This is a genomic window from Moorena sp. SIO3I8, assembly GCF_010692325.1.
In the GTDB taxonomy this organism is placed as follows: domain Bacteria; phylum Cyanobacteriota; class Cyanobacteriia; order Cyanobacteriales; family Coleofasciculaceae; genus Moorena.
Window position 1 is genome coordinate 1 of sequence record NZ_JAAHHW010000197.1, and the last position, 7,285, is coordinate 7,285.

A 7,285-nucleotide genomic window follows, 5' to 3' on the forward strand; every position below is an offset into this window, starting at 1 on the left:
TGGAGGTTGGAGGTTGCAGGTTGGAGGTTGGAGGTTGGAGGTTGGAGGTTGGAGGTTGGAGGTTGGAGGTTGTTCGCGTAGCGTGGCCAAAGGCCAAGGTTGGAGGTTGGAGGTTGCAGGTTGGAGGTTAGAGGTTAGAGGTTAGAGGTTAGAGGTTGTAGGTTGACCCCTTCCTCATCTCCTCATCTCCCCATCTCCCCATCTCCCCGCACTTCCCACACTTCCCACACTCTTCCCCCTGTTCCCTGTTCCCTGTTCCCTGCTCCCTTAGACTTGCTTGGTTAGTTCTTGGATAACTTGAATCACGGTATCCGCAAGTTGATCATTTCCCCGGAGCCAACCGAGGGGAGTTAGATGCTTACCAGGAAGTTTCTTATCAGTGAGGAGTTTATTGCCTAAATTCTCCTGTAGCCAACGCACCGTTCCAGCTTCTTCAGCAATCTTATCCTTACTGAAGCTAATTAAAGCAGTAAGATTAAATAAACTGCTATTTTTGATCAAGCAATAGGTTTGTTCGGGTGTGGGTACCACCCCGAAACCAAGTCTGTCTACTAAATCAGCTATGAATGGAACAGGAACCGCACTACTGGTACCACTAATAACAGGAGCCATTAATACAGAGGGTTGATTGATCAAAGAAATATCTTTTAGATCAGCATCTCTGAGGCTATTATGAATCTGCTCCTCTTGATCTTTACCCACACAATCTCCCAGAATTTCCTGAATTTTTTTGAACTCCAAATCACTTAAAAGTTCCAAGAGTGCGATGTATTTTGTTCCTAAGCTGTGACCTAACCAAAAATAATTCTTCGCTCTGGCAGAGGAGTCCTCTTCATAGATACTGTAATCATAGCCCAATTTTTTTGCTTCTTCTAAAATTCCATTGAATAGGGGTTTTTGTTCTTTGACCAAACCAATGGCTACAGGCCAATGGCGGAAGGTAAATCTAAACGGTCTGGCAACAACGGTATAACCTGATTCAAATAATCGCTTGGCGATATACCGGTAAAAAATTGTCGGAAAACTTCCGAAAAACGCACCACCAATCAATTGAACAACACCTACCGGCTCAGGATGGATAGCAACCCAAGCAAAGGGAATTGGTCTAAATTTAAATTCGGCATTCATGGCAGTAACCTCTTTGAGGATAACTAATCGAAAGGGATTTTATAATGCGATCGCTTGTCGGTAATACCATCTAGGTTGAAGGTTGCAGGTTAGAGGTTGAAGGTTACAGGTTGAAGGTTAGAGGTTGAAGGTTACAGGTTACAGGTTGAAGGTTACAGGTTGAAGGTTACAGGTTACAGGTTAGAGGTTTAAGGTTAGAGCTTAGAGATTACAGCTTTCAGCTTTCAGGTTATTAACCCTTCAACATTCAACATTCAACCTTCAACATTCAACCTTCAACCCAACCTTCAACCCAACCTTCAACCTTGGCCTTTGGCCACGCTACGCGAACAACCTTCAACCCAACCTTCAACCTTGGCCTTTGGCCACGCTACGCGAACAACCTTCAACCCAACCTTCAACCTTCGTTGTCTTTTCACCTGAGCCGAGTTGGGCACGGACAAACTGCGTCCGCCGCTCAGTTAACAGCAAACTCAGAGCCATGACGAATTCAGAGGCACTACCGACGAGGGTGCCAACTCTAGAGATTGGTACAGCATTGCCAATTAGGGCAACCAAGGTTCCTACAAATAGCCATGGCCATTTCAGCCTTACCCAGATGCCGATACCAATCAGCAGCACGAACAAATTGACCAAAATTGTTACAATTGGTGGAGCACTCACTTCCGCTACTGTGTAGCGCAAGGTGCCAGCAAAGGTGACTGGAACCAATTCTAGGCCAACAAACTGGGTCGCCACTTCAAACCCACCCAGTCCTAGGGCAAGCACCCAGGATAACACTCGTACAATTGTATTAGCCCAAACTGCTCCAGCGCGGTGAGCTAGCTCAACAGCAATTACAATGAACAGCGGCACCACTAAGAAGTGTAATAGGAAGCGCACCATACTCAGTGATTTCAGGAGATCTCCTTCACCAATCAGGCTCCCCATGGCCAGAACTAGATTGTCATAGCTAATGCTTGCTAGCACAATTGGCAGCACAATCATGGCCAGACTAGTTGAGCGACGCCACAAGCGAATCGCCCATGCCAGTAATACCCATTCCACCAAAGCAAGACTGAGATGGCCAAGGGGATAAATTTTTAACAAACTTTTAGTCATGATGTTCCATAAACTGAAACAATATCTAAGCTTGGTCTTGATAAGTGCTATGGCTCTCAAAAACGTGACCAAGCTATGCAAGACCGGCTTATGGGTAAGAGTATTGATCGTCGAATAGCAATTACCCTTAGTTACCAGTTAATTGATTTCAATTCATTGTTGCAAGTTCCTGGATTGATAAATTTACGTTAATTAATAAATCGCAAGATATTGTAGTCAAATCCGACCTCAGCATTCACGTCTTAGCTAAAATTAGGTAATGCTGGATCAATAAACAGAGTCAGCCCTAATCGGTTTTTCAAATAGGGCACTTTTTCGTGACCCGGTTTGGAAGCTATCAGTTATGTTACCCTGATAATAACTAGCTTATAGCTGATCAGCCTTGGGCTGAATGGTTACCATCCGATTACAGTCACGGTTAGGAGCTTGAGGATTTTTCTGTCTCTTATTGTGTCAATTAAGAGAAAATCCTATAAAATTAGTAAGGTACAATTAGTAGGGGCGAAAAGGTTAGATTTAAACAGACTTGGGGTGGTCAATCATGACAAAATCGAAAGGATTAGCTTTAGTCTCAGGGTTCATAAAAATTATTATTATTTGTAGTCTGATTCAACCGATGCTCGGTTGTACTCAACCAACAGAAAATGTGAGTAAGGCCGATTTAAATCAAGAGATTCAACCAACAGAAAATTTGGTTAAGGCGGATTTAAATCAAGAGATTCAACTCCAGATCGATCAGATGGCATTAATGGAATCGAAAACGATGCAAGTTAAGGTTCTGGATATAGTGGAGGATTCCAGATGCCCAGCTGATGTAGTCTGTGTGCAACCAGGACAAGTCACCATTGCCTTCGAGGTTGTCAAGGAGAACTCACAACCAGAGGAGGTTGAGTTAACCCTCAGAGCAGCCCAAGAAAATTTAGCTGTTAGAAATTTTGATGGCTATTCCATGACATTAAAAAATGTTGAACCATTGCCAATTACTAATCAGGAAAAAATAATACAATCCGACTATATTGTAACAATTGTTGTATCAAAGACTTAAAAGCTCGGAAATCTAACCTATAATGCTAATTTGGGTATCGATTTTTTCAATCGAGACACGACAGATAAGGGCGTTGCTGATTTGGATGGATGATTTATGAAACTGTGAAAGAGGGTGAAGAGACTGGAATTAAAGCAAGATAGAACAGACTCAATCATCCTAGCAATAGGAAATGCCCTAAATCACAAACTGTTTTGAGTTTCCTTCGCTATCATTGAGAGTGGCTGGCAAAGCTTCCAAGATGTTGCTTCGGGCAAAAAAACTTGGCAAAAAAACCTGCGCTAGCAAGGGCGATCATAGTAATAGCAAAAAGACTTAAATAATACTATGCCTACCAAGATAAACCATCACCACCATAACCACCATAACCACCGCAACCCTCTGCACTGTATACTTCCGGCGTATATGCTGCGGGAACTTTCAGAACAGGGAAGCCCTATACAGCGAGAACGGGCATTGAGCGCCCTAGTGGAATCTGGTCAGTTCCGTGGGGTGCGCCAGGAATTAGCTGACTTCTCCACACGACCCAGTGCCCGAGAAGCAGGAGCAGCTAAAGAACGGGTGATCTACCATGCAGACTACCAAACTCGTTTACCTGGCCGTAAAGTCCGGGGGGAAGGAGACCCAGCCACAGGTGACACAGCAGTGGATGAAGCCTACGATGGTTCTGGAGCCACCTTTGATTTATATAGTGACATATACGAGCGGAACTCTATTGATGATCGCGGGATGGTTTTGAGCTCAACCGTTCATTATGGGAGCGGTTTTGACAACGCCTTCTGGAATGGCCGACAGATGACCTATGGGGATGGGGATGAAGATTTGCCAGAAGAGGAGAGACTCTTCAATCGCTTTACTATCGCCATCGATATTATTGGCCATGAGCTGACCCATGGGGTGGTCCAATATGAAGCGGGACTGGTCTATCGGGATCAACCAGGTGCTCTCAACGAACACTTCGCTGATGTGTTCGGCATCCTAGTTAAGCAACGGACACTGAACCAAACTGCTAGTGAATCGGATTGGGTGATTGGAGCTGGTCTGTTTAGTGAGAATGTCAATGGTATAGGCATTCGCTCCATGAAAGAACCAGGGAGTGCTTATAACGACCCCAGGCTAGGTAAAGACCCTCAACCAGCTCATATGAGAGACATCTATACCGGGTCTCAAGATAATGGTGGGGTTCATATCAATTCTGGTATCCCCAACCGAGCCTTCTACATTGCTGCTCTGGACATTGGTGGATACGCTTGGGATAAGGCCGGTTGGATCTGGTATCTTACTTTGAGGGATAAGCTGGGTACCACCTCAGAATTTAAGGATGCTGCCAGAGAGACATTCAAGGTGGCAGGAGACCGATTTGGTGTTGGCAGCCTGGAACAAAAAGCTGTCCGTAAAGGTTGGGAAGAGATAGGTGTTGAGATTATTGAACAGCCTCCGACCCCTCAACCCCCTGAACCCCCAGGATGCTCCGCAGGTGCGCCAGACTTTATCAGGTCTTTCTTCACCCCCTCTCCTTAAGGATAAGTAATTCTGTTGTAACTTAAATCTTGCAGCAGCTTGTAGGGTGGGCAGTGGCTGTTAGCGATGCACCAAGCTACCTGTAGGGTGGGCAAGGTTTTGCCCACCCTACCCATGGATTCTGTGCGTAAGTCCTGTCACTATGGTGCAAGATCTAAGAAGTAAAGACTATGGGGGTGTTATGAAAATATACTTTGAGCGTAGTGGCGGTTTTATGGGGATGAATATGGCAACTGAGGTTGATACTGAATCCCTATCGCCAGAAGAAGCTGATCAGTTGCAAGGTCTGCTGAATACTACTAGTTTTTTTGAGCTACCAGCACAGCTGATGTCATCAACACCAGGTGCCGATCAGTTTAGCTACAAACTGACAGTGGAAGTCGCTGGACGGAAAAAAACTGTGGAAATTGGTGATACAGCAGTTCCTGAGATGCTGCAACCTTTGCTAAGACGCTTGACCACTATGGCACGGTCAAGGTCGAATTAAGAATTAAGAATTAAGAATTTAGAATTAAGAATTTAGAATTTAGAATTTAGAATTTAGAATTTAGAATTTAGAATTAAGTTAGAATTAAGAATTAAGTTAGAATTAAGAATTAAGAATTAAGAATTAAGAATTTAGAATTCTCCATTCTCCATTATTCATTATCCATTCTCCATTCTCCATTATTCATTATCCATTCTTCATTCTTCATTCTTCATTCTCCATTATCCATTCTCCATTCTTCATTCTTCATTCTCCATTCTTCATTCTTCATTCTCCATTCTTCATTCTCCATTTTCCATTCTTCATTCTTCATTCTACATTCTTCATTCTTCATTCTTCATTCTAAAATAACGTAGTCGGAGCATAGGGGATAATATCGGGATCGAATCCTCCCACTTGATTAGTGCGGATAACCCAAAGTTTAGCGCCATGGTTTAACAAAAGATTAGCGATTTCGTCATGACCACGTCGTGGTAGTATAGTGCGCCAGCTAGTAAGTCCTCTAATGATCGGGATAATGGGATTGTCACTGGTAGCAACTCCCACCAAGGTTTCAGCATTTTCCTTCCAGTCACTACGAACAATTCCTAGGGGAGTCAGCTGTTTTTCTAGTGCTTGTCCCAACTCGGATAATTGTTGAAATCGTTGAGTTTGGGGATGATCTGGATGACTTTTCAACCACTCTTGAATTTCAGGATTGGCATTCACTTCATCTTCTATCTGTTGGATTGCTACATAAAGCGCTTGATTGGAGTCTTGCACACAGGATTCTGCTGGTGAAACCAATGCTGCACCGTCACCATCCCCCGTGCGGTAGCGAGCCATCATTACTTGTAACTGATGCTTCAATTCGTCCAAGGGTGATAGTTTAATATCACCAAACTCGTAGTCTTGGGTGACTGCATCCAATTTAACAATCACATCAGAAACAGGTCGATTGCCTAACCAACCCCGCTGCAAATTTCCCATATAGTTCGGCCATTTGATTGACCCTGAAACAATGCCATCGGGGTTACTAGCATAAACTTGATCGTACTCTATATCAAAGCGTAATTCATCGCTTAATGGGTCACGCACTACATGAGCAATACCATAGGCAAAGTGACCGCTTACCATATTAAAAAGGGCACGTTCATCTTTTTTATTACCACCAATTCCCCCAAAAAGATGGATGACAATTCCCCGGTCTCCTTCTTGCCAACGGGATATCGCCGCCTCTGCTTCTTCAGCTAAAGGATCCAGCAGAACTGTGTTGCCAGTACCTTTTTGCTGTTCGGTATTTTCCCAATTTTTTTCCTTAATGTAAGTTACCCCTTCCTCAACTCCCAAAATTACTTGATCTGGCTCTAGCATCATCAAAGCCCTAGGTTCAATCCCTTGGGTAACAAAAATGCCGTCAGGATCCTGAGCACCATAAATATACCAACCAGCGCTATTTAGAGGAGAGTCTTCAATCTGGGAATTGGTAGATCTAGGGATGCCATCCCGGTCAGCCACCACTTGAGGAATACGAATAATTTCTTGAGGTCCATCAAATTGTTTTGAGTCTTTATTAAGCGGGAGACACTTCAAAGCGATCGCTGTCAAGAGCCTCCCGTTTAATAATAGTAACCAAGCCATAGAAGCGACCAGTAATTTGCACTGGCTCTTCGGCAATAGTCAAAGACGTCCTTGTTTCTGACTCAGTCACAATTGGATTTTTTACCATGACAATCACATTATCGTCAGGTCTGTCTGCAGCCAACGATTCCAGGGGACCTACTTGATTGAGATTATTTAATCGAACCGGATGGATAGTGCCCCCTGTCATGCTATCTTCAGTGGCTTGATTAAAGTTAATATCTGTGGTAACTCGCTTCACATAGTCTTGGATCCCCTGGTTGACTGACAAAACTCAACAAGCATAGTCAAAAGACCTTACTGTAAACTCCAGCCGATACCTCTTCTGCTCGTCCTGTTTTCGGGAAGCCATCGCTGGTGATGGGTCGGGTTTCCCACTTAAA

General features: G+C 43.9%; 8 protein-coding genes. 3 read left to right on the top strand and 5 right to left on the bottom strand.

What is annotated here, in order from left to right:
* Nucleotides 1-267: 267 nt before the first annotated feature.
* Both F6K51_RS34445 and F6K51_RS34450 read right to left on the bottom strand, forming a co-directional pair.
* Nucleotides 268-1,128, bottom strand: a complete 861-nt coding sequence (locus F6K51_RS34445) for a DUF1350 family protein (protein WP_293029815.1) — start codon at nucleotides 1,126-1,128, stop codon at nucleotides 268-270.
* A gap of 348 nt (nucleotides 1,129-1,476) precedes the next feature.
* Nucleotides 1,477-2,229, bottom strand: coding sequence for a hypothetical protein (locus F6K51_RS34450; protein ID WP_293029818.1), 753 nt, complete (start codon nucleotides 2,227-2,229; stop codon nucleotides 1,477-1,479).
* Between the two features lie 541 nt (nucleotides 2,230-2,770).
* On the opposite strand from F6K51_RS34450, the gene F6K51_RS34455 reads away from it, so the two are divergent.
* The 3 genes from F6K51_RS34455 (at nucleotide 2,771) to F6K51_RS34465 (ending at nucleotide 5,282) form a co-directional block, all read left to right on the top strand.
* Complete coding sequence (locus tag F6K51_RS34455; RefSeq protein ID WP_293029821.1) at nucleotides 2,771-3,274, top strand: hypothetical protein; 504 nt, start codon at nucleotides 2,771-2,773, stop codon at nucleotides 3,272-3,274.
* 327 nt (nucleotides 3,275-3,601) lie between these two features.
* A complete protein-coding gene (locus tag F6K51_RS34460; RefSeq protein WP_293029824.1) occupies nucleotides 3,602-4,795 on the top strand; it encodes a M4 family metallopeptidase in 1,194 nt (397 codons plus the stop codon).
* A gap of 142 nt (nucleotides 4,796-4,937) precedes the next feature.
* On the top strand, nucleotides 4,938-5,282 hold the full coding sequence (locus F6K51_RS34465; RefSeq protein ID WP_293029827.1) for a protealysin inhibitor emfourin: 345 nt from the start codon (nucleotides 4,938-4,940) through the stop codon (nucleotides 5,280-5,282).
* Between the two features lie 211 nt (nucleotides 5,283-5,493).
* Here F6K51_RS34465 and F6K51_RS34470 read toward each other — a convergent pair whose 3' ends face one another.
* Genes F6K51_RS34470 through F6K51_RS34480 form a run of 3 tightly spaced genes read right to left on the bottom strand, consistent with a single transcriptional unit; the run spans nucleotide 5,494 to nucleotide 7,173 of the window.
* Nucleotides 5,494-5,616 carry a hypothetical protein gene (locus F6K51_RS34470; protein WP_293029830.1) on the bottom strand — a complete coding sequence of 41 codons (123 nt, stop codon included), beginning with the start codon at nucleotides 5,614-5,616 and terminating at the stop codon, nucleotides 5,494-5,496.
* An 8-nt stretch (nucleotides 5,617-5,624) separates the two neighbouring features.
* Nucleotides 5,625-6,854, bottom strand: coding sequence for a hypothetical protein (locus F6K51_RS34475; protein ID WP_293029833.1), 1,230 nt, complete (start codon nucleotides 6,852-6,854; stop codon nucleotides 5,625-5,627).
* A complete protein-coding gene (locus F6K51_RS34480; protein ID WP_293029836.1) occupies nucleotides 6,835-7,173 on the bottom strand; it encodes a hypothetical protein in 339 nt (112 codons plus the stop codon). Before F6K51_RS34480 ends, F6K51_RS34475 begins: the two co-directional genes overlap by 20 nt.
* Between the last annotated feature and the right edge of the window lie 112 nt (nucleotides 7,174-7,285).

Coding starts and splice junctions, on each gene's coding strand:
- F6K51_RS34450 (WP_293029818.1), bottom strand. CDS start 2,229: ATGACTAAAAGTTTGTTAAAAATTTATCCCCTTGGCCATCTCAGTCTT.
- F6K51_RS34455 (WP_293029821.1), top strand. CDS start 2,771: ATGACAAAATCGAAAGGATTAGCTTTAGTCTCAGGGTTCATAAAAATT.
- F6K51_RS34470 (WP_293029830.1), bottom strand. CDS start 5,616: ATGAAGAATGAAGAATGTAGAATGAAGAATGAAGAATGGAAAATGGAG.
- F6K51_RS34465 (WP_293029827.1), top strand. CDS start 4,938: ATGGTGCAAGATCTAAGAAGTAAAGACTATGGGGGTGTTATGAAAATA.
- F6K51_RS34460 (WP_293029824.1), top strand. CDS start 3,602: ATGCCTACCAAGATAAACCATCACCACCATAACCACCATAACCACCGC.
- F6K51_RS34445 (WP_293029815.1), bottom strand. CDS start 1,128: ATGAATGCCGAATTTAAATTTAGACCAATTCCCTTTGCTTGGGTTGCT.